Source organism: Paenibacillus germinis (assembly GCF_013141785.1).
In the GTDB taxonomy this organism is placed as follows: domain Bacteria; phylum Bacillota; class Bacilli; order Paenibacillales; family NBRC-103111; genus Paenibacillus_E; species Paenibacillus_E phytorum.
The window spans coordinates 39,210-60,006 of the sequence record NZ_WHOC01000184.1 but is presented as its reverse complement, the minus strand read 5'-3'; the positions used below and the strand labels follow the sequence as shown (position 1 = coordinate 60,006).

18 protein-coding genes and 1 pseudogene are annotated in these 20,797 nt (G+C 47.9%); 16 read left to right on the top strand and 3 right to left on the bottom strand.

Annotated features, from left to right (window positions below):
* Positions 1–6 precede the first annotated feature (6 nt).
* On the top strand, positions 7–186 hold the full coding sequence (locus GC102_RS36885; protein WP_312883492.1) for an RNA methyltransferase: 180 nt from the start codon (positions 7–9) through the stop codon (positions 184–186).
* A 136-nt stretch (positions 187–322) separates the two neighbouring features.
* On the opposite strand, the gene GC102_RS36880 is transcribed toward GC102_RS36885, so the two are convergent.
* The 3 genes from GC102_RS36880 to GC102_RS36870 all read right to left on the bottom strand — a co-directional run bounded on the left by GC102_RS36880 (position 323) and on the right by GC102_RS36870 (position 4,311).
* The gene (locus GC102_RS36880) at positions 323–1,612 is read right to left on the bottom strand and encodes a glycoside hydrolase family 18 protein (RefSeq protein ID WP_171693913.1); all 1,290 of its coding nucleotides are present in this window, start codon (positions 1,610–1,612) and stop codon (positions 323–325) included.
* A gap of 184 nt (positions 1,613–1,796) precedes the next feature.
* The gene (locus GC102_RS36875; RefSeq protein WP_171693912.1) at positions 1,797–3,668 is read right to left on the bottom strand and encodes an alpha/beta fold hydrolase; all 1,872 of its coding nucleotides are present in this window, start codon (positions 3,666–3,668) and stop codon (positions 1,797–1,799) included.
* Between the two features lie 61 nt (positions 3,669–3,729).
* On the bottom strand, positions 3,730–4,311 hold the full coding sequence (locus tag GC102_RS36870) for a TetR/AcrR family transcriptional regulator (RefSeq protein ID WP_171693911.1): 582 nt from the start codon (positions 4,309–4,311) through the stop codon (positions 3,730–3,732).
* Between the two features lie 109 nt (positions 4,312–4,420).
* Here GC102_RS36870 and GC102_RS36865 point away from each other — a divergent pair, with 109 nt between their 5' ends.
* The 15 genes and pseudogenes from GC102_RS36865 to GC102_RS36800 all read left to right on the top strand — a co-directional run bounded on the left by GC102_RS36865 (position 4,421) and on the right by GC102_RS36800 (position 20,304).
* Positions 4,421–5,194 (top strand): hypothetical protein, encoded by a 774-nt coding sequence (locus tag GC102_RS36865; RefSeq protein ID WP_246321335.1) that lies wholly within the window; start codon positions 4,421–4,423, stop codon positions 5,192–5,194.
* A 9-nt stretch (positions 5,195–5,203) separates the two neighbouring features.
* A complete protein-coding gene (locus GC102_RS36860; protein ID WP_171693909.1) occupies positions 5,204–5,659 on the top strand; it encodes a hypothetical protein in 456 nt (151 codons plus the stop codon).
* Positions 5,660–6,471: 812 nt separating this feature from the next.
* Positions 6,472–6,672: pseudogene (locus tag GC102_RS40215) on the top strand (YiaA/YiaB family inner membrane protein); the annotation flags it as partial.
* A complete protein-coding gene (locus GC102_RS36855; protein WP_281367747.1) occupies positions 6,664–6,930 on the top strand; it encodes a YiaA/YiaB family inner membrane protein in 267 nt (88 codons plus the stop codon). The pseudogene GC102_RS40215 and the gene GC102_RS36855, both read left to right, overlap by 9 nt.
* A gap of 155 nt (positions 6,931–7,085) precedes the next feature.
* A complete protein-coding gene (locus GC102_RS36850; protein ID WP_171693908.1) occupies positions 7,086–8,888 on the top strand; it encodes a sensor histidine kinase in 1,803 nt (600 codons plus the stop codon).
* The gene (locus GC102_RS36845; protein ID WP_171693907.1) at positions 8,885–10,441 is read left to right on the top strand and encodes a response regulator transcription factor; all 1,557 of its coding nucleotides are present in this window, start codon (positions 8,885–8,887) and stop codon (positions 10,439–10,441) included. Before GC102_RS36850 ends, GC102_RS36845 begins: the two co-directional genes overlap by 4 nt.
* Positions 10,442–10,603: 162 nt before the next feature.
* On the top strand, positions 10,604–12,469 hold the full coding sequence (gene iolD / locus GC102_RS36840) for a 3D-(3,5/4)-trihydroxycyclohexane-1,2-dione acylhydrolase (decyclizing) (protein ID WP_171693906.1): 1,866 nt from the start codon (positions 10,604–10,606) through the stop codon (positions 12,467–12,469).
* Between the two features lie 24 nt (positions 12,470–12,493).
* Positions 12,494–13,402, top strand: coding sequence for a myo-inosose-2 dehydratase (gene iolE / locus GC102_RS36835; protein WP_171693905.1), 909 nt, complete (start codon positions 12,494–12,496; stop codon positions 13,400–13,402).
* A 7-nt stretch (positions 13,403–13,409) separates the two neighbouring features.
* Positions 13,410–14,420, top strand: a complete 1,011-nt coding sequence (iolC, locus tag GC102_RS36830) for a 5-dehydro-2-deoxygluconokinase (protein ID WP_171693904.1) — start codon at positions 13,410–13,412, stop codon at positions 14,418–14,420.
* Between the two features lie 31 nt (positions 14,421–14,451).
* Positions 14,452–15,897, top strand: a complete 1,446-nt coding sequence (locus tag GC102_RS36825) for a CoA-acylating methylmalonate-semialdehyde dehydrogenase (protein WP_171693903.1) — start codon at positions 14,452–14,454, stop codon at positions 15,895–15,897.
* 38 nt (positions 15,898–15,935) lie between these two features.
* Entirely contained in the window at positions 15,936–16,811 is an 876-nt protein-coding gene (gene fba, locus GC102_RS36820) for a class II fructose-1,6-bisphosphate aldolase (RefSeq protein WP_171693902.1), read from the top strand.
* Positions 16,811–17,854 (top strand): inositol 2-dehydrogenase, encoded by a 1,044-nt coding sequence (gene iolG / locus GC102_RS36815; protein ID WP_171693918.1) that lies wholly within the window; start codon positions 16,811–16,813, stop codon positions 17,852–17,854. The genes fba and iolG overlap by 1 nt, the downstream gene beginning before the upstream one ends.
* Positions 17,855–17,871: 17 nt before the next feature.
* Positions 17,872–18,696: a 5-deoxy-glucuronate isomerase gene (gene iolB, locus GC102_RS36810; protein ID WP_171693901.1), complete on the top strand. Its 825-nt coding sequence runs from the start codon at positions 17,872–17,874 to the stop codon at positions 18,694–18,696.
* A 76-nt stretch (positions 18,697–18,772) separates the two neighbouring features.
* On the top strand, positions 18,773–19,792 hold the full coding sequence (locus GC102_RS36805; RefSeq protein WP_171693900.1) for a LacI family DNA-binding transcriptional regulator: 1,020 nt from the start codon (positions 18,773–18,775) through the stop codon (positions 19,790–19,792).
* A 215-nt stretch (positions 19,793–20,007) separates the two neighbouring features.
* On the top strand, positions 20,008–20,304 hold the full coding sequence (locus GC102_RS36800; RefSeq protein ID WP_246321334.1) for a hypothetical protein: 297 nt from the start codon (positions 20,008–20,010) through the stop codon (positions 20,302–20,304).
* The last annotated feature ends 493 nt before the right edge of the window (positions 20,305–20,797 follow it).

Below are 20,797 nucleotides of genomic sequence, written 5' to 3'. Positions count from 1 at the left end.
GGACGGATCGCGGAGTATGTGAGGCGCATTGGGCCGTATGCCAAGGTGCAGATGATAGAAGTGCCGGACGACATGGCACCGGAGAACATGTGCCCTGCTGAGGAACAGCAGCTGATGCGGTTGGTGCTGGTGGAGCATGTTAGTCGCATGATGCGGATAAATCGCGGGGAACCATACCATAAGTAAGGCAAATTGTTTGGATAAAATTGTATCGAAACTAGGAGATGAATATATAAGCAAATGCGCGTTAAACCCAAAAAGGACCGTCAGGATGATCTTTCCTGACGGTTTTTCTTCATAAGTGCGTCGCTTCCATCCAATGCTAGGATCGTTTCACGACTTTGAAATTTTCCTCAAGAAGCAGCCAATTTTGCGGGAATTTAAGACCAAGCTTCCAGTAACTAATCCCGCGTAAGCCAAGCTCTTTCAACAAGCGGAATTTCGCCTGAATGGAGCGTGCGTCCTCGAACCAGACCGTATGCTCCTTGCCAGCATCGTCCCAGTAATTGAAGTGCGGGGCTTGCGCCGTGTAATCGTATAGGATCTGCGCATTATACTTGCGGGCCAGATCAATAGCCGCTTGCGGAGAGACGGCCTTAGCAAAGGCACCGCCGTGGACATAGGGCAGCGTCCAATCGTAGCCGTACAGATTTTGGCCCATCATGACTTTGGAAGCGGGCATCTCGCTGATGGCGTACTCGAGCACTTTGCGCACAGGACCGATGGGGGAAACGGCCATGGGGGGGCCGCCGCTGTAGCCCCATTCGTACGTCATGATGACGACGAAATCGGCGATCTGGCCATGCGCTTTGTAATCATGCGCAGAGTACCAGGCACCGGCTTGAGCGGCGCTTGTTTTCGGCGCGAGCGCCGTAGACATCAAATAACCTTCTTGATGGAGTTGTGTCGCGGCTTTACGAAGAAAGCGATTGTAGGCATCACGATCATCGGGGAACAGATGCTCAATGTCAAAATGGATATCGCGGAATCCATATTGTTTGGCAGTGCTTTTAATAGTCTGAAGCAGACGATTCTGAACGGTTTCGTCGGTGAGGATGATATGTCCGAGCTCAGCGCTGAATTGGTCCTTTTCGAGATTGGTCACAACCATCATCAAGGTGACGCCATTCTGTGAGGCAATCCCGCGAAGATCATCCAATGGAGGGGCTTGGAGGGTGCCGTCCCGTTTAATACGGAAGCTGAATGGAGCTAAGTACGTAAGATGAGGGGCTGCTTCCTTGGCGGATTGAATGAGAACGGGCGATACGTCAGACCCGCGAGGCTCTAAATAGGCATTCACTTCTGCCTGCGTACGAGGGGTTGGCGGAATATAGAGACGAAAGCCTACAGGTAAAGATTGATACAAGGTTAGTCTATTGACGGAGGCGAGGGTTTGCAGGTCGATTCCGAGCTTTCGGGCAATCAGATAGAGCCCTTCACCGGGCTGTACCCAGTAGTACGAGCCAACAATCGGAATGACCAATGCCTGTCCGATGACCAGGGATTGGCTGGGGGTCATCTCATTGGCTTCTGCGATCGTATCCACCGACACTCCATACGTCTGCGCAATGCGGTATAACGTCTGTCCCTTCTGGACAACGTGGATTTGCATAGGGGTTCCTCCCTTTCTTCGTAAGCAAAGGCGTTACATCCGAGCCTACTTTTTTCTTTACCTTATTCGAAGGGAAGGAGATGGGTGTATGTCTACTGGAAAATGTCTACTGGAAAAAAGCAAAGAACTCGATGGACAACCATGCCGCGCTGCGGCAGGAAGAATCGAGTTCTAGCAAATAGGGCTATAGATCTTGTTGCCTCAGGAGCTGAGCGGTCAGCGTCGGATGCGAGATAGGGAAGTGGTGAGCAGCCGCTATCTCCACCGTGCGTGCGGAGCGAAAACGCTCCGGCAGTTGGCACGCCCGATCCTGGGTTCCCCACAGGATCGATGCTTCACGCAGCAGCGCATCTGGCTGCTGCAGGGAGAAGCTCTCTGCGCGCGTCAGCGCAGAGAGGGTCTCCGCAGTCGTCTTCCGCACACGCGGCGACTGCAGCTCGGCCAGGACATAAGTGACATACGCGGGCGGTATGTCACTTATGTCCGTGAAGCAGCTCTGCGCCAGCAGCTGCTTCCGCAAGCTAGCCGCGCGCAGCATGCGCAGCGCGGCTTCGTTAATTCGCGCGCTGCGGAACCTCCGCGCAGCGCTATGCAGTGCAGGCTGCAGCAAATGCAGCCTGTGGATCTGTTCCGGTACGCGAGCGTAGGCGTGGGCGGCGAGGAGTCCGCCCAGCGAGTGCCCCACGAGCGTAACCGGGGTCTCGAAAGACCGAATCGCCTGGACAAGCGATTCGATATGCCCCTCTATCACGTCAGCAGCGTGGTGATAGGGCGAACGACCGAAGCCTGGGAGATCGACCAGGCAGACGGAAGACTCAGGGAATTGCTCGGCCAGCGGGAGCAAGCAATCAGCTCCGCTTAGAGTGCCGTGAACGAACAAGATCGGAGGCTTCCCTTTGTCTGATCCCACCCGTTCCAGTGTGGCCAAAGGCCCTCTTTTACCCCGTATATAGCCATCTGCCTGAGGGTGGGAATGAACGAGACGAAAGTCAAGATCCGAGATGGTATAGGGCATAATCGAGGAGTTTACCACGTGCTCCAATCCGTACTTTCGCTGCATGTCTTGTGCGGCAGTTAGGGGATAGGCCTGATTGACATCCACGATGAAATCGAGGGATTCCTTAGGAATTCCGATTTTTTGTCCAAGTGGACTCCCCAGAACCTTCGACAACAATTTAGGCGAGATCGCTCCCAATGGTTTACTAACACGAAGTTCCTTGGCTATGCCCGACACGAGCTCCATGATCGAGGGACTTTGCTTCTTTTCATTAAGTAAGTAATAGGTTTGACTAACTGGATTCGATTCCTTTGCCAGAGCGCTAATGAACTCAGCGGCGTGATTGATGTGAAATAGGGGCAACCAATGGGAGTTACCGCCGGGTGTGATACTCATCAACCTACGCGCGGTGGCCTGTACGAGAATACCGAGTCCGCCGGTTTGTGGGGTATCCCCGTGCTCTGAGTTGCCAATCAGAACGCTTGGATGGACGACAGATAGTGGAAAACTTAGCTGCATCGCTCCTTGGCGAATGCGCAAATCAGCTAGGAATTTCATGCGCTCATAAGGAGATTCCTGCTCTAAACTAGCGATAATAGGTGCTGGATTGTGGAAATTATCATCGGTAAAGGGGCTTTTGAAGCCGACAATATGGATGAAATGCTGCAAACCTTTGCTCGTTTGAATTTGCGAAGCCAAATTTAGCAATTCCTCGGCGGCTTGCAGGAAAACCGCACGGGCTTCGGACTCCCCGATCCGAATATCCATCGGTCCACCCGCGTGAATGATGACATCTGCCGTCAGCACTGACGCCATGTCTGTTTTGCTTAATCCAAAGCCCGGCAAGCTTAAATCTCCTATAACCGGGGAAAATCGCTCAATTCCCACGCTAGTTTCCCTCTGACTATCACCGCTGAGCCAACCTAATTGCTTGCGGATCTGCTCCCATCGAGCTTTGGAACGAACGAGCACCGAAACGGTATGATCCTCACGGGATAGCTGCTCTAATGTTTGTGTTCCTATGAACCCTGTACCGCCTGTGATGAAAATATGTGTCATCTAGATTACCTGCCCTTCATTATTTTTTAGTACTTAACAGTACTAATGGTGGTTAAAAAAATTACTTTAGCAACAAGGCTAAAGTAGAAAGTGTTTGACCCAACATGGCTGGATCTTGGTTTGCATGCTGCAGGAACAGCCCACCTTCAATCGTCGAAACGATCAATTGTGCCGTGGCTTTTGTCGGCAGGGTGGATGAAAACTCCTTGTTATGAACACCCTCGATGAGCAGGGCTTCCACTGTGAGTATTTGATCCCGGAAAAAAACGCTCACTTTATCCCGCAGTACATCTGCATCAAGCGGCATCTGTGTGTAGAGCGTGAGAAACGGGCATCCGCCTAAGGAAGTCCATTCAAGTCCTGTCAGCACTTGTAGGAGAGCAGAGAAGCGCTCCTGCACACTTAATTCCGTACGTGAGACGGTCTGCTGGATCATCTCGTTATAGGTGTGTATAAGTTGTTCGAGAATTGCGGCCAGCAGGTCTTCTTTACGTTTGAAATAATAATAAATATTCGTTTTGGACACTTTGCTCACTGCAACGATTTCGTCCATGCTGGTTGCTAAGTAGCCTTTTGTCAGGAATAAGTCCGTTGCCACTTGTAGCACAAGATCACGGTTGGTTAATTTCTTTTGCTTTTTCATAAATAGTACTATACGGTACTAAAAATCAATTGTCAAATCCGAAATGTATATCTTACATTCGAAAGAAGATAATAGCATTATTGGAAACTGATTCATAAGGATGCTGCACATGAGAACCAGGCCACGCCGTCAAATTGCTTTTGTCAGTGTATTAGGCATTACTCAATTACATTTACGCAATCCATTCATTATTGTATGGTGGGCCGCGGCCTTTCCGGGCTTTGGTCATTTACTGCTTTCCAAGTACTTTCGCGGCTTTATCCTCATTGGATGGGAAATGTTGATTAATACCCAGATGCATTTGAACGAAGCGATCGTATACACCTTCACTGGTCAATTCGAGCAAGCCAATCAAGTGCTTAATATTCGGTGGATGTCACTTTATGCGCCTGTTTATTTATTTGCGATCTACGACAGCTATCGAACTTCCGTGGATTTGAATCATCAATTTATTTTAGCTAAAAGGGAGAATGCCCCGATTGATTCTTTTAAAATGTCCAGTATGGAAATTAACTATTTAGATAAGCGCTCGCCATGGCTAGCGATGGTCTGGTCCTTGTTAATGCCGGGAATGGGACAGCTTTACTCCCATCGGACTATCAATGCTTTTTTTATACTTGTGACCTGGATTTCACTTTCCTATTTGTCTCATTTTCTCGAAGGAATTCACTATTTACTCATGTGGGACTTAACACAGTCGGCTCGTATAGTGGAAATGCACTGGCTTATATTTTTACCTTCTATTTATGGTTTTTCCGTCTACGATGCTTATGTAAATACAGTAGAATATAACAAGCTGTTTGATCACGAGCAGGTTTGCATGCTCCAAGAGGACTATCAGCATCCCCAATTTCCATTTCCTAAATCTTTGCTTCGAAAATGAGGTTACACCATGCATGTAATAGCATCATTTGAACATTCGATCTATTTGGAGCTGGCGATTACTGCTCTTGAAGAGGCGGGTATTCCCAAGGAACATATCTATGCTGTTTCTTTGCAGGCGAGACCCAACAAACCGAAGTTGTTCGACACGATCCATCGCTCCGATGGCGTTAGTCTATTTGATGCTGGGACAGCCCTGGCAACAGCGCTCACGGTGGTTGGCTCTACCTATGGCTTTATTTTAAAAGGAGGGGCCATTCTTTGGGGCCTTATTGGCGCAGCTGTGGGTTTCACCATTGGAGTCTTAATTGATATTGCTCATAAAAAAAAGAAGAAAGCCAATCTCCCATCTCGAGACAAAATAACGGAAGTTATTGTGCTTGTCGCCTGCGTCAAAGAGGAAACCAAGCAAATTCAGGCTATCTTCTGGGAGCATCATGCCTTTGGTGTAGCCATATGTGATTGATTTTTTGCTGCGCAAAAACCACGATAGACCGGTGGTTAACGCCTTCTCAACGCGCGCGATATAGCATTGCCGCATGGCGGTGGTCAACCCCGAACGGGTTATTATTGAAATGGTTGGGTCAGAGGGGAGGCGATGGCTTACCTCTATTTAGCATGTTTAGTTATGCATTTTGCTGAGTTGAGTGGGATTGTGGATACGTGCGTAATCAATAAGTAAGTAGCTATACGTTCTGGGGTGTTAGTAGTGTGTTTGGTTGTCTTGTCTCGTTTGTTTATTTTTTCTGGTTTGATTGGTTTCTCCTCTTGTTTGTTTGGTTTTTCTTGTTTATTGTTTGTGTTTGTTAAATGGAATGTGGGATTTAAGAAGGTGAGTTGCACAACGTACAACAATTTCCCTGATTTCTTCTGTAAAAGCTAAAGATGTTGTATGTTGTACAACAATTTTGCCGATTTACAGGCATTTGAGCTGCTTTTAGCTAAAATTGTTGTATTTTCTGCAATATTAGCGTGGAAAACGTGAATTAACTTGCAAAATGTTGTATGGCGTACAACATTACCCCTACGTAACAAATGAATACTTAAGCAAATAGACCTTAGTCGGCATAATGTGTTTAACATCAACCTTTGCAGCACTCGCTTTCTCAACGCGCGAGAATCCTGGGCGCCGTTGTAGCACCGCCGCATTAGTAGGCTAAAGCATTTGGGTACTATTGGTAAATAGTACTATCTGGGAGGGGAGTTATCTCCTATACTAAGAACAAGAGCAAGATACTAAAGCGTTGCGGTAGCAACCACAGGGGGCTTTCTGAGATGATGGATAATCGGAGACGGAATACGACAGCATTTACTTTTATGGCATGGGCATCTTTCATTGGGGCGTTCCTAGCGATGTTCATCGGGATTTATACATTGGAAGAATCACTGAGTGTCAAAGGTTACTTCGCCGTATGCGCGTTATTCCTCACGATGTCGGCTTTTGTCTTACAGAAGGTCATTCGTGATAATTTGGAAGATGGCTACGGTTCACGCAAACGTAATACAGCGGCTTTCACCTTCTTGGCATGGAGCTCTTTCGCTCTAGCGCTTCTGGGTATGTTTATCGGCATTATTAATCTGGAGCAGCTGCTTTCTGTCAAAGGCTATTACGCTGTTACGGCCTTGTTCCTGACGATGTCTTCCTTTGTTCTCCAAAAAACGGTACGTGACAACAACGATGATGAGCTCCTACAACCGGTTGAAAATAAATTCGAAAATAAATTCGAAGAGCTGTAGCACATAGCACTTTGCCAAGAAGTTTAGTTCATGATCGATGAACTAAGCTTTTTTCAATTTCTTCCTATATGTCAAAAAGGATAGCAGGAATACGAATGATGTTGCTATAATGTCGTCAAGGGATTGGTCAATATTAAGATATAGGGGTAAATGAGATGAGATCATGGAGTCGTCTTTTACTAAGCATTAACCGCAGCTTCAGGGTAAAACTGATTCTCAGCCTATCCGTCATCATTTTGCTGGCCTTTGGTGTAACGGGCTATTTAACTTATCGCTATAACTTGTCACTGTTTGAAGAAGAAATTAGTAAGCAGTTTTCGAGTACGAACGAAGAGGCACTTGCGAAGATGGACCTGAAAGTGCAGGAGGTTGTACGGATCTCACAAACGGTCGTATTTAATCCTGAAATCGAAAAGGTCATAACATGGATTAATTCGAGCGAAGATTCCGATCCATTTAATCTGTATTACAATAAAAAGCAAATCGAAGAACAGATTTTCCAGATAAAATCGGATGCGCCCTACATTACGGGGATGTACTTATATGACCTCAAAGGGAATCCTTCTTATTTCAGCTATACCACCTCTTCCATAAATATGCTGAATGAGAGCGTATTCAGCGCAATTCGTTCCAAAATTAACGACTCCTATGGGGATCTCGTATGGATTAACATGCCATTGTCATCCTCCGTGGAACCAAGCGGGTACAGAAACACAATCATTGTGGCCCGATGGATGAAAAATAGCGCTTTGAACACATATGGCGTGCTCGTGATGGCTTTTGACGAATCGTTCTTCTCAGGTTCTCTCAAGGAACTGACGAAGAATGGAGAAGGCGAAGTCTATTTGTTCAACAAGAATAATGAGCTGTTATTTAGCAATTCGCCGGAGAGCTCGATCGATAAACGGGAACGCCTGAAAAATTTGAATCAAACTCAGGTTATGGATCAGCATTTGTTCGTTCAAGGACAGTCGAAAGTGACTTCCTTCAAGCTGGTCAGCGGAACTTCGCTTACGGCTATTCAAAGCAAGAATCGAGATTTATTTCAGAAAATCGTATACTCTGGCCTGATCAGCATTCTTCTCACCAGTGTGTTGATTGTACTCTCCACGGGCAATCTGCTGCGGCCGCTCAAGGATTTGCTGCAGGGTCTGCGCAAAGTAAGATCTGGCGATTTCGATACGCGCATTGAGATTCGAACCAAAGATGAGCTGGCTTATATCGGAGAGAGCTTCAACGCAATGGCCGAACAAGTTGGAAGGCTGATCAAGGAAGTGTATCTGACGCAGTTAAGTGAGAAGGAAGCAGAGCTTAAAGCGCTGCAGGCCCAACTGAATCCACATTTTCTGCATAATATGTTTAACGAAATTTATTGGAAGCTTTATCTGCAAGACGAGATCGAAACGGCGGCCTTGATCGCGGCCATATCGGAGATGCTCAAGTATTCGTTGATGCCTGTACGGACCCTAACCACTGTGAGGGAAGAACTTCAGCAGATCCGTAACTATTTGAAGGTACAGAAGGAGCTCTTTGAAACGGATTTGGAGACGATTATTCAAGCGGATGATGACGTCCTGGACGGTCAGGTTATGCGTTCTCTTCTCCAGCCATTAGTAGAAAATGTGTTTATGCACGCCTTTCGCAACAAAGTGTCGCATAAAGTGCTGTTGATTAAAGCGAGCAGTCGCGATGAATTTCTTGAGATTGAAGTTACGGATAATGGCTGCGGTATGGACGAAGTGGCCATTTTGCAAATACTGGGCTACCAAGGCTCCTCTTTGCCGCAGCGTTCAGATGGGCGAGAAAGTCTCGGGGTTCGCAGTGTTGTTAGGAGAATCGAGCTGGTGTATGGCTCGCCTTATCGTTTGGAAATCAATAGCGTGATCGAAAGTGGTACCACCATGCGTCTTGTTTTGCCTTTTGTAAACAACGTCGAGACAGGAGGTTCAGTAGCATGAGAATCGGGAGAGTATTAATTGTGGAAGATCAGCCGAATTTTCGAAAAGGGCTGATGAAGATGTTAGAAGGCAGAGAATTAGGCTGGGAAGTGGTTGGCGAAGCTGGCAACGGGCAGGATGCATTAGTGATGCTGGATGAGCTTAAGCCTGACTTGGTGTTGACCGATATCCGAATGCCCATCATGGACGGGATCGAATTCGTGGGGCATTTGCGGCAGAACCATCCCGACATGCTTGTCATCATTTTGACGGGCTACAAAAATTTTGAGTATGCACAAGCGGCCGTTCGACATGGTGCGTTGGATTTTCTGACCAAACCATGCACGGAGCAGGATGTTCGTCAAGTGATGAATAAGGCATCCGAGCGGTTCTATGTTACATATGCGCAGCAGCAGAAGCAGCAAGTGCAGCTGCGGCTCCAGCAAGATCAGGAACTTCGAGCGGCTTTACTGGACTTGCCTTATGAGAAGAGCATAGCAGCAAGGCTAACCGATGGTCTGGCTGGCAAGGAGCTGTGGCTTCTGCAAATGAACAGTGAGGATTTGGCAAATAAAGCATATGGGAAAAGCGACATGAGTCTGGTGCAATTTGCGTTCTCTAATATCGCCCTTGAGCTGCTGAATGGAGCGGGGGTGGAGGCGCAGCTTCTATTGGTTGAGCATGACAGCTTTATACTGGTTTCGGCACAACAGGGTGTCGAGGAGAGCTTGCAAGAAGCCATTCAAAATGCTTCCTTCGAGTATTTGAAAATTCGCTTGCATATGATTTCCATGGGGATCGGCCCTTCTGCTAATGAGTTAGCGGATTTGTATAACTTGACCAAAGGGATTGTCTACGTACCTGTTAACAGCCTTCCTGAGAGTGGTGGAGAGACAGGATCCGGGATCATGTTGTCGCTGAACCAAGCGAGGGTTAGAGAGATGGAAGTTCAACTGATGTCTGCCATTCTAGTTGGTCAGGAGGACAGCCTTCAGCTTCTTTTGGATCGGGTGCTGGCCGAGCTGCCTCTTTCATCACCAGAGGAAATGCGGATAGGGGCGTTATCACTCTCCATTGCTTTGCTTGGAACGATACAGAAGCAATTTGATCCCGACGACAACAATGCGCTAGCCAGGATTCCTAACGAAATGCCGCAAACGCACTGGACCTCTGAAGAAGTCCTTCATTGGGCAGCCGAGCAAGTGAAGAACTTCCTGCAGCAATTTAACAACTGGCAGGCGGCCAAAAGTGACAATTTGATTGAGAGAGCCGTTAAGTACATTGAGGAGCACTACAATGAAGAATGCCGCTTGACCGATGTGGCATCGCATATTCATTTAAACCCAAGCTATTTCAGCGTCGTATTTAAGAAAGCTACAGGGGAAAGCTTTACACGCTTCGTTACTCGATTCCGTATGGATAAAGCGGCTTTGCTGCTCCGAAATACGGATATGAAAATATTCGAGATCGCTTCTGCCATCGGGTTTGATGAGCCGAATTATTTTACGAATGTCTTTAAACAGCAGTTCCAAATGTCACCCAAGGAATACAGGAATGGCAGAGCGACATCATAAGGTTATGAGCTATAGGATGACACTTTGCCATTGCCATTTCTTCGTCTTTGAGTTTTTTTTGTAAAAGGCATTGCGGTCGAAATAAATATGTTGTACTATCGGATTAAGCGCTTAACCTCGACAGATTAAGCGCTTAACCTTTATCATGAAAGGAAGATGGTCATGAGTACGATTCGACTAACGATGGCACAAGCGCTGCTTCGTTTTCTGGACCAACAGTACGTGTCAGTGGATGGACAAGAGACCAAGTTTGTACGTGGTGTCATGGGGATTTTCGGTCATGGCAATGTGACAGGACTTGGAGAAGCCTTGGAACGGAGCGCAGGAGACCTTACTTATATACAAGGCAAGAATGAACAAGGGATGGTACATGCCGCTGCGGCTTATGCCAAGCAGCAAAACCGTCGGCAAATCTATGCCTGCACCACATCGATTGGACCAGGTGCTCTGAATATGGTGACCGCCGCGGCAACGGCGACAGTCAACCGGATTCCGGTGCTGCTGCTGCCAGGAGACAATTTTGCCTCGAGACAGCCGGATCCAGTGCTCCAGCAGCTAGAGGTTGTGGGTGATTATACCGTGTCGGCAACTGATCCTTTCAAATCAGTCAGTAAATATTGGGACCGGATTGTTCGCCCAGAGCAGTTGATAAGCGCGGCAATTCAGGCGATGCGAGTCTTGACAGACCCAGCAGAAACGGGAGCGGTTACTCTCGCTTTACCCCAAGATGTGCAAGCTGAGGCGTACGATTATCCGGAAGCCTTTTTCGATAAGAAAGTCCATTATCTAGATAGACGTCCACCAGCAAGAGAAGCGGTGAATCGCGCTGTGGCCAGCATGGTTGGCAAACAGCGTCCGTTGATTATTGCAGGCGGCGGAGTCCTTTATGCAGATGCGACGAAGGAATTAATGGAATTTGCAGCTGCCTTTGGGATTCCTGTAGCAGAAACACAAGCAGGTAAAAGCTCGTTGCCATGGAACCATCCGCTGAATGTTGGCGCTATTGGTGTTACGGGCGCGCTCGCAGCGAATGTGCTGGCGAAGCAAGCGGACCTGATTATCGGCGTAGGTACGCGGTATTCCGACTTTACAACGGCATCTAAATCGGCTTTTGCGAATCCGAAGGTGCAGTTTATTAATATAAATGTCAGTGGATTTGATTCTTCGAAAATGAGCGGGATCAGCATTACTGCTGATGCGAAGGAAGCGTTAAGTGCACTGAAAGATGCTTTGACGGCACAGCACTATGTTAGCGGTTACGAGACCGGTTACATAGGTTCTTTGAAGGCGGAGTGGGATGGCGAGGTTGACCGTTTGTACAATGCGGAATGTGAAGAGGGTTTTGCCCAAACTCGCGCGCTTGGGGTTATTAATCAAACGATTGATCCTTCAGCTGTCATTGTGTGTGCAGCGGGGAGCCTGCCGGGGGATTTACACCGCTTATGGCGATCAACGGAGCCTAAAACCTATCATATGGAATACGGCTTCTCCTGCATGGGCTATGAAGTTAGCGGTGCTTTCGGGGCAGCGTTGGCTGAGCCAAATCGCGAGGTCTATGCCGTGGTCGGTGATGGAAGCTACCTGATGCTGCACTCCGAGATGGTTACAAGCCTACAAGAGGGCCGGAAATTCACTGTGCTGCTGTTCGATAATCATGGCTTTCAATGCATCCATAATCTGCAAAGAGGTCACGGCAGCGACGGGTTTGGCAATGAGTTTCGATATCGTGAAGCCGCCACAGGCAAGTTGACAGGCGAATATATGCCTATCGATTTCGCAGCGCATGCACGCAGTTTAGGCGTGAAGGCGTACAAAGCAAACACACCTGAAGAACTAAAGGAAGCGCTGCTGAAAGCGAAGGAAGAAACAGTCACGACGCTGATCGAGATTCCTGTTGTTCCGGGAACGAACACACAGGGTTATGAATCCTGGTGGCAGGTAGGTGTTCCTGAAGTTTCCGAGAGCGAGAAAGTGATTGCAGCGCATGAAGAAATGAAGAAAAACATACAAATGGCGAAGCCCATTTAACGATAAAGGGGAGGGAACATATCCATGAAAGACCTGCCATTTAAGCTAGGTGTTCATCCAATTAATTGGGTGGGAGAAGACGTCAAAGAACATGGCGCGGATACCACATATGAACAAATTTTAGATGATATTCAGGCTTTGGGGCTGAAAGGTACCGAGATGGGCCGCAAATATCCGACGGATATTGAGGTGCTGAAGCAGGAGCTGGATAAGCGAGGGATAAGCCTCGTGTCACAATGGAAATCCGTGCTATTCTCTGATCCAGATTACAGGGACGAGGAGCTGAAAGCCTACAGGAAGCATGTCCAGTTTCTCAAGGAAATGGGAAGTACGGTCATCAGCACAGCGGAAGTTGGGGGCTCACTCCACTTCGACCCGCGTCGCTCCCCGAACGAGAAAGAAGTACTGCGTCTAGACGAAGCCGGCTGGCAAAGCTTGGCTGAAGGACTGAACCTTGCGGGAGCAATCGCGCAGGAGTACGGTCTGAAGCTGACGTATCATCACCATGGTGGAACGGTTGTTGAAAGTCCTGAGGAAATCGATAAGCTGATGGAGCTTACGGATCCTTCGCTCGTATACCTGCTCTTCGATACTGGTCATGCCTATTATGGCGGGGCGGACCCTCTCACTGTGCTGCGCAAGCACGAGAAGCGGATTGCTTATATCCACTTGAAGGATATTCGGCAAGCTGTGTTAGATGAAGCGCGCGCCGAGAAGGTCGACTTCGTAACTTGTATCCGTAAAGGGGTGTTCACCGTTCCTGGTGACGGCTGTATCGACTTCGCTCCTATATTTGAGGAGCTGTTATCTCAAGGATATGCGGGATGGGCGATGCTGGAAGGCGAGCAGGATCCGGCTGCACACAACCCTTATGAATACGCTAAGCAAGCACTTCAACATATAGAATCCCTCATTCCACAAGAAAGAAGGTAATGATCCTATGACCTATGTTTCCTTTCCACAGTCGAAGCCGCTGGATTTTGTAGCCATTGGCAGACTATGTATAGATTTGAATGCGAATGAAATTAATCGTCCCATGGAAGAGACCATGACCTTTACCAAATATGTAGGGGGTTCACCCGCTAACATTACGATTGGCATGGCAAGATTGGGTATGAAAACAGCCTTTATTGGCAAAATCGCCAACGATCAAATGGGACGTTTCATCGCTGATTATTTAGAGCGGAACAACATCGAAACAACGAATGTTGTGACAGATCATACCGGCGCAGTTACGGGACTAGCCTTTACAGAAATTAAAAGTCCAACGGAATGCAGCATTCTTATGTACCGTGACAATGTGGCTGACCTGCTGCTGACACCAGCCGAAGTACAAGAATCATTGATTGCTGAAGCGAAGGTATTGCTTATCTCTGGTACAGCACTTGCACAAAGCCCGTCCCGCGAAGCCGTCTTTCAGGCATTGGATTACGCGAAGAAGCATGGGGTTGTCATCATTTTTGATCTAGATTACCGTCCATACACATGGAAAACATCAGAAGAGACAGCCGTTTACTACAATCTGGCGGCCGAGAAATGTGACATTATTCTGGGTACCCGTGAAGAATTCGATATGATGGAACGCTTTGAGAACAATCCTGAGAAAAATGATCAGATCACAGCTGCTAAATGGTTCGACTATTCGGCGAAGATTGTCATTATCAAGCATGGCAAGGAAGGTTCTATCGCTTATACCCCAGATGGTATTGGTCATCGTGCCAAGAGCTTCCCAGCGAAGGTGGTCAAGACGTTTGGTGCCGGGGATTCCTATGCAGCTGGCTTTATTTACGGCATTATGCAAGGTTGGACGATTGAGAAAAGTATGGAATATGGCAGTGCCGCAGCATGTATCGTAATCTCCAGTCACAGCTGCTCTGATGCGATGCCGACAACCGATCAAGTAAATGACTATATCGAGCGCTGCAACCGCGGTGAAATTACAGCATCTTAACATATTCGAACCATTAAAGGAGAGTCCACATATGACAACAACTTTGAAAAACTGGATCGGCGGCGAATGGGTCGCTTCAACATCCACACAAACAGAACCGGTGTATAACCCTGCAACAGAAGAAGTTCTAGCTAATATTCCAATTTCGACGAAGGCAGATGTGGATCACGCTGTTCGTACGGCTCAAGAAGCATTCCAGACCTGGAGCCGCACACCTGTACCACGTAGAGCACGTGTATTATTCAAATACCAACAGCTTCTGGTGGAGCATTGGGAAGAGCTAGCTCGGATCGTTACGCAAGAAAACGGCAAAAGCTACAATGAAGCTTACGGAGAAGTACTTCGGGGCATTGAGTGTGTAGAATTCGCAGCTGGAGCGCCATCGCTCATGATGGGCAAACAGCTTCCAGACATCGCATCCAATCTTGAATCCGGTATGTACCGTTATCCAATCGGTGTTATCGGTGGTATCACACCATTCAACTTCCCAATGATGGTGCCTTGCTGGATGTTCCCGCTTGCGATTGCTTGCGGAAATACCTTCGTCCTGAAGCCGTCTGAACGCACACCTCATCTTGCAAACCGTTTGGCTGAGCTGTTCCATGAAGCGGGCTTACCAGCTGGCGTTCTCAATATCGTTCATGGCGCGCATGACGTGGTCAATGGCCTTCTTGAACATAAGGAAGTTAAAGCCATTTCGTTCGTTGGCTCCCAACCAGTTGCTGAATATATTTACAAAACAGCTTCTGCCAATGGGAAACGCGTTCAAGCGCTTGCAGGCGCTAAAAACCACTCGATCGTTATGCCGGATGCCGATTTGGACATTGCCGTGAAGGAAATCGTCAATGCAGCTTTTGGTTCTGCTGGCGAGCGCTGTATGGCTTGTTCTGTCGTGGTGGCGGTTGGAGAAGTGGGCGATACGCTTGTGGGCAAGCTGCTTGAAGCCGCTGATCGGATTACGATTGGTAATGGATTGGAAGAGGGCATTTTCTTAGGGCCTGTTATCCGTGGTCAGCATAAAGAAAGAACGCTTAAATATATTGAAATCGGCGAAACTGAAGGAGCGCTTCTGGTCCGTGACGGCCGTAAGGACGCTGCTTCTGAGGGGCAAGGTTATTTCGTGGGACCTACGATCTTTGACCAAGTTGAGTGCGGTATGAAAATTTGGGAGGACGAGATTTTTGCACCTGTTCTCTCTATCGTGAGAGTGGCTACTCTTGAGGAAGCGATCGAGCTCTCCAATCGCTCCGATTTTGCCAATGGCGCATGCCTCTTTACTAAGGATGGCAGTAATGTACGTCAATTCCGTGAGAATATCGATGCTGGTATGCTTGGTGTTAACCTAGGCGTTCCCGCACCGATGGCTTTCTTCCCTTTCTCTGGCTGGAAAAAATCGTTCTACGGCGATTTGCATGCGAACGGGACGGACGGCGTGGAGTTCTATACGCGTAAGAAAATGGTCACAGCTCGCTGGTAACAGCGGGTTAGACCTTATCGACAGGAGAGGTGAACTTCATGACGCTCGTTTCAATGAAAGAGATGCTGCAGCAGGCTTTGGAAGAAAAATATGCTGTCGGGCAGTTTAATTTGAATAACTTAGAGTTTACACAAGCGATCTTACAAGCTGCTCAACAGGAACAAGCGCCTGTTATTCTAGGCGTTAGTGAAGCTTATATCCCTTATATGGGCGGACTGCCCTGTATTGTAGGAATGGTGAAATCGTTGATTGAGCACTATGGGGTAACCGTCCCAGTAGCTCTTCATCTAGACCACGGTACCAGCTATGACCTATGTATCCGTGCCATCCATGCCGGTTTTACTTCTGTCATGATCGATGCTTCTCATCATTCGCTGGAGCATAATATCGAGGTTACGCGTCAGGTGACACAAGCCGCGCATGTGCTGGGTGTTTCGGTAGAGTCGGAGCTGGGCCGGATAACTGGACGCGAGGATGACTTAGTCGTAGACGAAGCCGAAGGCATGTACGCTGTTGCCGAGGACTGCGTTCGTTTAGTGAGGGAAACGGGAATCGATTGTTTAGCTCCTGCTCTTGGATCGGTTCACGGCCCTTATCGGGGACAGCCAAAGCTCGGTTTCGATCGAATGGCGGAAATTAGAACGCTGACTGGATTGCCGCTTGTACTTCATGGCGGAAGCGGTCTGCCAGATGAAGAGATCCGTCAAGCGATCGCTTGCGGAACGGCCAAAATCAATGTGAATACAGATAATCAAATTGCTTGTACAGCCGCTATTCGTTCGTTCTTGAATGAGCATCCGGAAGCATACGATCCAAGGAACTATTTAGTGCCTGCACGGGAAGCGATTATCGCCTCCGTTAGAGCAAAAATTCAATTGTTCGGTTCTACAGGTAAAGCGGGAGGGAACGCATGATGAATAAAATTAAAATCGGTATTATTGGTGCTGGCAGAATTGGTAAAATCCACGCAGACAATTTGCTTCGAATACCGGGGGTTGAAATCATTGCTGTGAGTGATTTATTTGCAGGTCCTGAGTTAGAAGCATGGGCTGCTTCACGTCAAATTCAGACGGTTACTAAAGACAGCCATGAGCTTATTGATAACCCGGATATCGATGCCATCTTTATTTGCTCATCCACGGATACGCATGTCCCGCTCATTCAACTGGCTGCACTGGCTGGTAAACATATTTTCTGCGAGAAGCCAATCAGCATGGATATCACTCAAACCGAAGCGGCTATTGCTACGGTTAATCAAGCTGGTGTGAAGCTGCAAATCGGCTTCAACCGCAGATTTGACCACAACTTCAAGCGCGTTCGCGAGGTTGTTCAAGGAGGAACAATTGGCGATCCGCATATCGTGAAAATCACCTCCCGTGATCCGAATCCACCTCACGCTGATTACATCAAGGTGTCGGGCGGCATTTTCATGGATATGATGATCCATGACTTCGACATGGCTCGCTATGTAGCGGGAAGCGAGGTTGAGGAAGTATATGCGCAGGGCAATGTGCTCATTAACCCGGTTTTCGCAGAGCACGGCGATGTCGATACCGCAATTGTAACGCTGAAGTTCCAGAACGGTGCTCTCGGTGTCATCGATAACAGCCGTCAAGCGGTATACGGCTATGACCAACGGGTTGAAGTGTTTGGCTCCAAAGGCAGTGTAGCGGTAGCCAACGATCACCCTAATACAGCCGTAGTTAGTACGGCGGATGCTATTATTAGCGAAAAGCCGCTGCATTTCTTCCTAGAACGCTATCAAGCTGCCTATATGGAAGAAACGCAAATTTTCATCGATTGTCTATTGAATGATAAACCTGTACCTGTGAGTGGCTATGACGGTATGCAGGCGGAGCGGATCGCTTTAGCTGCTAAGCTGTCATCCCGTTTGGGCCGGCCGGTGAAAGTAAGTGAGGCGTTAGATTTGCTTAAACAGACCTCGGTATCTCAATAAGGGAGGGAGACGTTAACATGAACAGGTCCAAACTGATCGTAACGCCTGCCTCCTCCCCGAACGAGGAAGGCAGCCTTTTAACAGTGACTCCGGAATCAGCAGGATGGAAGTATGTTGGTTTCGAAGTTGTACAGCTTGCGGAGGGGCAATCTTTGAGCCGCGAGACAGCTGGGCTGGAGGTTTGTCTTGTCCTGCTCACTGGTAAAGCCGATGTGGTTACTAAGCAAGCGGAGTGGAAAAATATTGGGCAGCGGATGAGCGTATTTGAGAAAATACCGCCATATTCCGTCTATGTGCCTAACGATGATCGCTACGAGGTTATTGCACTGACAGCGGTTGAGCTTGCTATTTGCTCCGCTCCTGGTGCTGGCAACCATAAGGCACGTCTGATTGCATCTGATCAGGTAGGGGTAGAAACGCGTGGTTATGGTAATATAGAGCGCCAAATTCATAACATTTTGCCAGAGCAGGAGCCAGCGGATAGCTTGCTTGTGGTTGAAGTCTTCACACCGAATGGGCACTGGTCGAGCTACCCGCCTCATAAGCATGATCGCGATGCGCTTCCAGACGAATCGTTTCTGGAAGAAACGTATTATTATCGCGTCGATCCGGGGCATGGCTTTGCGGTCCAACGTGTGTACACGGACGACCGGTCGCTTGATGAGACGCTGATTGTTAAGAATGGAGAAACCGTGCTCGTTCCGCGTGGCTATCACCCTGTTTCGGCGCCTCCAGGCTATGATGTGTACTACCTGAATGTTATGGCGGGACCTACCCGAACATGGAAGTTTCATAATGATCCGGAACATGCTTGGATCATGACGAAGCCGCGCGAAGCGTAAACCGGTTTGCAAGTTCCCGTCAGCCCCTTCATAATGGAAGAAAAAAAGTATCCTTCAAGAAAAATGGGGTAGTAGGATGAAGGCAACCATCTATGATGTGGCAAGAGAGGCCGGTGTGTCCATTGCGGCGGTCTCGCAGGTCATGAACGGCAAAGGAAAAATAAGCGAAGAACGACGCGGTGAAATCATAAAAATTATGGAGCGGCTCAATTATCAGCCTAGCGTTATCGCGTCAGCGCTGACTGGGAAAAAGACCTATACATTAGGTCTGCTTGTGCCCGATATCTCCAATCCCTTTTTTGCGGAAATTGCTCGAGCTGTAGAGGATCAAGGCCATCATATGGGCTATAGTCTGGTCATTTGCAGCAGCGACAATAAAGATGAACGGGTGGAGCGATATCTTAATTTGCTTCAGCAAAAAAGTGTGGATGCCATGATCATTGGTACGGGGATGGATAATAAAGACATGCTGACTCCATTGATGGAGAGAGCGATTCCCATTGCTATGATTGCTAGGGAAATGCCTGATATCGACGTTCATACTGTCGTGGTGGATGACTTTGTCGGAGGTGCGTTGTCAGCAACGCATCTACTCGATTTGGGGCATCGGCGCATGGCCATACTGGCTGAGCACTCGAAAGTAAGCAGCAGCCGTGAAAGGGTACGCGGCTTCAAGAGCAAGCTGGAAGAAGCAGGGGCTCAGCTGCCGGAAAACAGCGTACGCAACTGCCACTACGTTGTAGCGGATGGAAAGCGTGAAGCGCTTGAACTGTTGGATCAATCGAACCCAGATCGGCCGACCGCGCTGTTTTGTTGTAACGATTTGCTCGCAATTGGTGCGCTTCAGGCCGCTAAACAACTTGGCCTGCGCGTGCCAGAGGATCTGTCTGTGATCGGTTTCGATAACACGATTCTTGCTTCAGTGACAGATCCGCCGCTTACGACTGTCGCTCAACCAATCGAGCCGATGGGGAAAATGGTCGTGGATCTGCTGATTCAGGAATTGAAGAAAGAATCGAAAGCCAAGCAACGTGTTGTGATGCGTCCCGAGCTGATTGTTAGGCAATCAACTGCGGCTCCAACGGAATGTGATTAAATTGTTTGTAGCTCAACGGCTGCTTCCCTTTGTGGGGGGCAGCTTTTTTTGACAGATAAGAATTTATATGCTTTGGGGTAAGCGAAGCTTAACCCTTATGTATTTGAGTTGGGAGAAAGGTCGAAATACATGAACTTGAAGGATATTTGATTGGATTATATCCAATGATGTCTCATGATATCGGCGGTTGGGGTTAGTTTCATTGGATTTATACAGTGGAATATGTGGAAAATAGCTCAGAAGAGCTGGTTTTAGAGCATTCTGTTGGATTAACTCCAATGAAAGCGGCAAATAAGGTGATTGAGCCTGATTTGATTGTATTTTATCCAATGGGGCAAATGAGGGGAGATTGTCGGTTATGTGTTATGAAGGAGAATAATCAGCTGGCCTTCGTGATCTGCGACTTGCTGGAGCTATCGAGCGAGCTGCCACAACAGCTGATATGGTTGGTGTTGATGCGGCAGGTTTATCGCGTGATGCGGTTAAATCGCGGGGAAACTTACCATAAGTAAGGCTAATTGGACCGTCAGGATGATCTCTCCTGACGGTTTTTCTTTATTGGATTAGGGGAGAGGCAAGTTTACCCCTATATGGCGCATGGGTGGGGTTAAGTATGGATTTTGCTGAGCTGAGTGAGATGGCGCATATATGCATTTGGTAAGTACTCTGGATGTTTTTGTGACTCAACACGCGCGAATCCTGGGCCCCCGTTGTTGTTTGAGTGAGAGTGTGGATATATGCATAATCATTCGATTTAGTAAGTGCTATGTTTTTTGATGTTTAGTTTTTGTGGTTATTTAGTTTTCTAATGTTTTTGATCTAAGTGTTTCGTTTCCTAGCTTTTGTTTTCTGGTGTTTTGTTTGCTGGTTTTTGGAAGAAATGGAGATTTAGCGAGTCAATCGGGCCCAGGATTCGTGATGTTGTACAACGTACAACAATTTCCTCGATTTCTTCTGTGAAAGCTCGAGATGTTGTATGCTGTACAACAATTTAGCCTATTTCCA

Excerpts from the sequence above, each read along its gene's own strand:
- GC102_RS36870 (WP_171693911.1), bottom strand. The coding sequence starts at position 4,311 with ATGAAAAAGCAAAAGAAATTAACCAACCGTGATCTTGTGCTACAAGTG.
- iolB (WP_171693901.1), top strand. The coding sequence starts at position 17,872 with ATGAACAGGTCCAAACTGATCGTAACGCCTGCCTCCTCCCCGAACGAG.
- iolE (WP_171693905.1), top strand. The coding sequence starts at position 12,494 with ATGAAAGACCTGCCATTTAAGCTAGGTGTTCATCCAATTAATTGGGTG.
- GC102_RS36875 (WP_171693912.1), bottom strand. The coding sequence starts at position 3,668 with ATGACACATATTTTCATCACAGGCGGTACAGGGTTCATAGGAACACAA.
- GC102_RS36865 (WP_246321335.1), top strand. The coding sequence starts at position 4,421 with ATGAGAACCAGGCCACGCCGTCAAATTGCTTTTGTCAGTGTATTAGGC.
- GC102_RS36805 (WP_171693900.1), top strand. The coding sequence starts at position 18,773 with ATGAAGGCAACCATCTATGATGTGGCAAGAGAGGCCGGTGTGTCCATT.
- GC102_RS36860 (WP_171693909.1), top strand. The coding sequence starts at position 5,204 with ATGCATGTAATAGCATCATTTGAACATTCGATCTATTTGGAGCTGGCG.
- GC102_RS36850 (WP_171693908.1), top strand. The coding sequence starts at position 7,086 with ATGAGATCATGGAGTCGTCTTTTACTAAGCATTAACCGCAGCTTCAGG.
- iolD (WP_171693906.1), top strand. The coding sequence starts at position 10,604 with ATGAGTACGATTCGACTAACGATGGCACAAGCGCTGCTTCGTTTTCTG.
- GC102_RS36845 (WP_171693907.1), top strand. The coding sequence starts at position 8,885 with ATGAGAATCGGGAGAGTATTAATTGTGGAAGATCAGCCGAATTTTCGA.
- GC102_RS36880 (WP_171693913.1), bottom strand. The coding sequence starts at position 1,612 with ATGCAAATCCACGTTGTCCAGAAGGGACAGACGTTATACCGCATTGCG.
- GC102_RS36825 (WP_171693903.1), top strand. The coding sequence starts at position 14,452 with ATGACAACAACTTTGAAAAACTGGATCGGCGGCGAATGGGTCGCTTCA.
- iolG (WP_171693918.1), top strand. The coding sequence starts at position 16,811 with ATGAATAAAATTAAAATCGGTATTATTGGTGCTGGCAGAATTGGTAAA.
- fba (WP_171693902.1), top strand. The coding sequence starts at position 15,936 with ATGACGCTCGTTTCAATGAAAGAGATGCTGCAGCAGGCTTTGGAAGAA.
- iolC (WP_171693904.1), top strand. The coding sequence starts at position 13,410 with ATGACCTATGTTTCCTTTCCACAGTCGAAGCCGCTGGATTTTGTAGCC.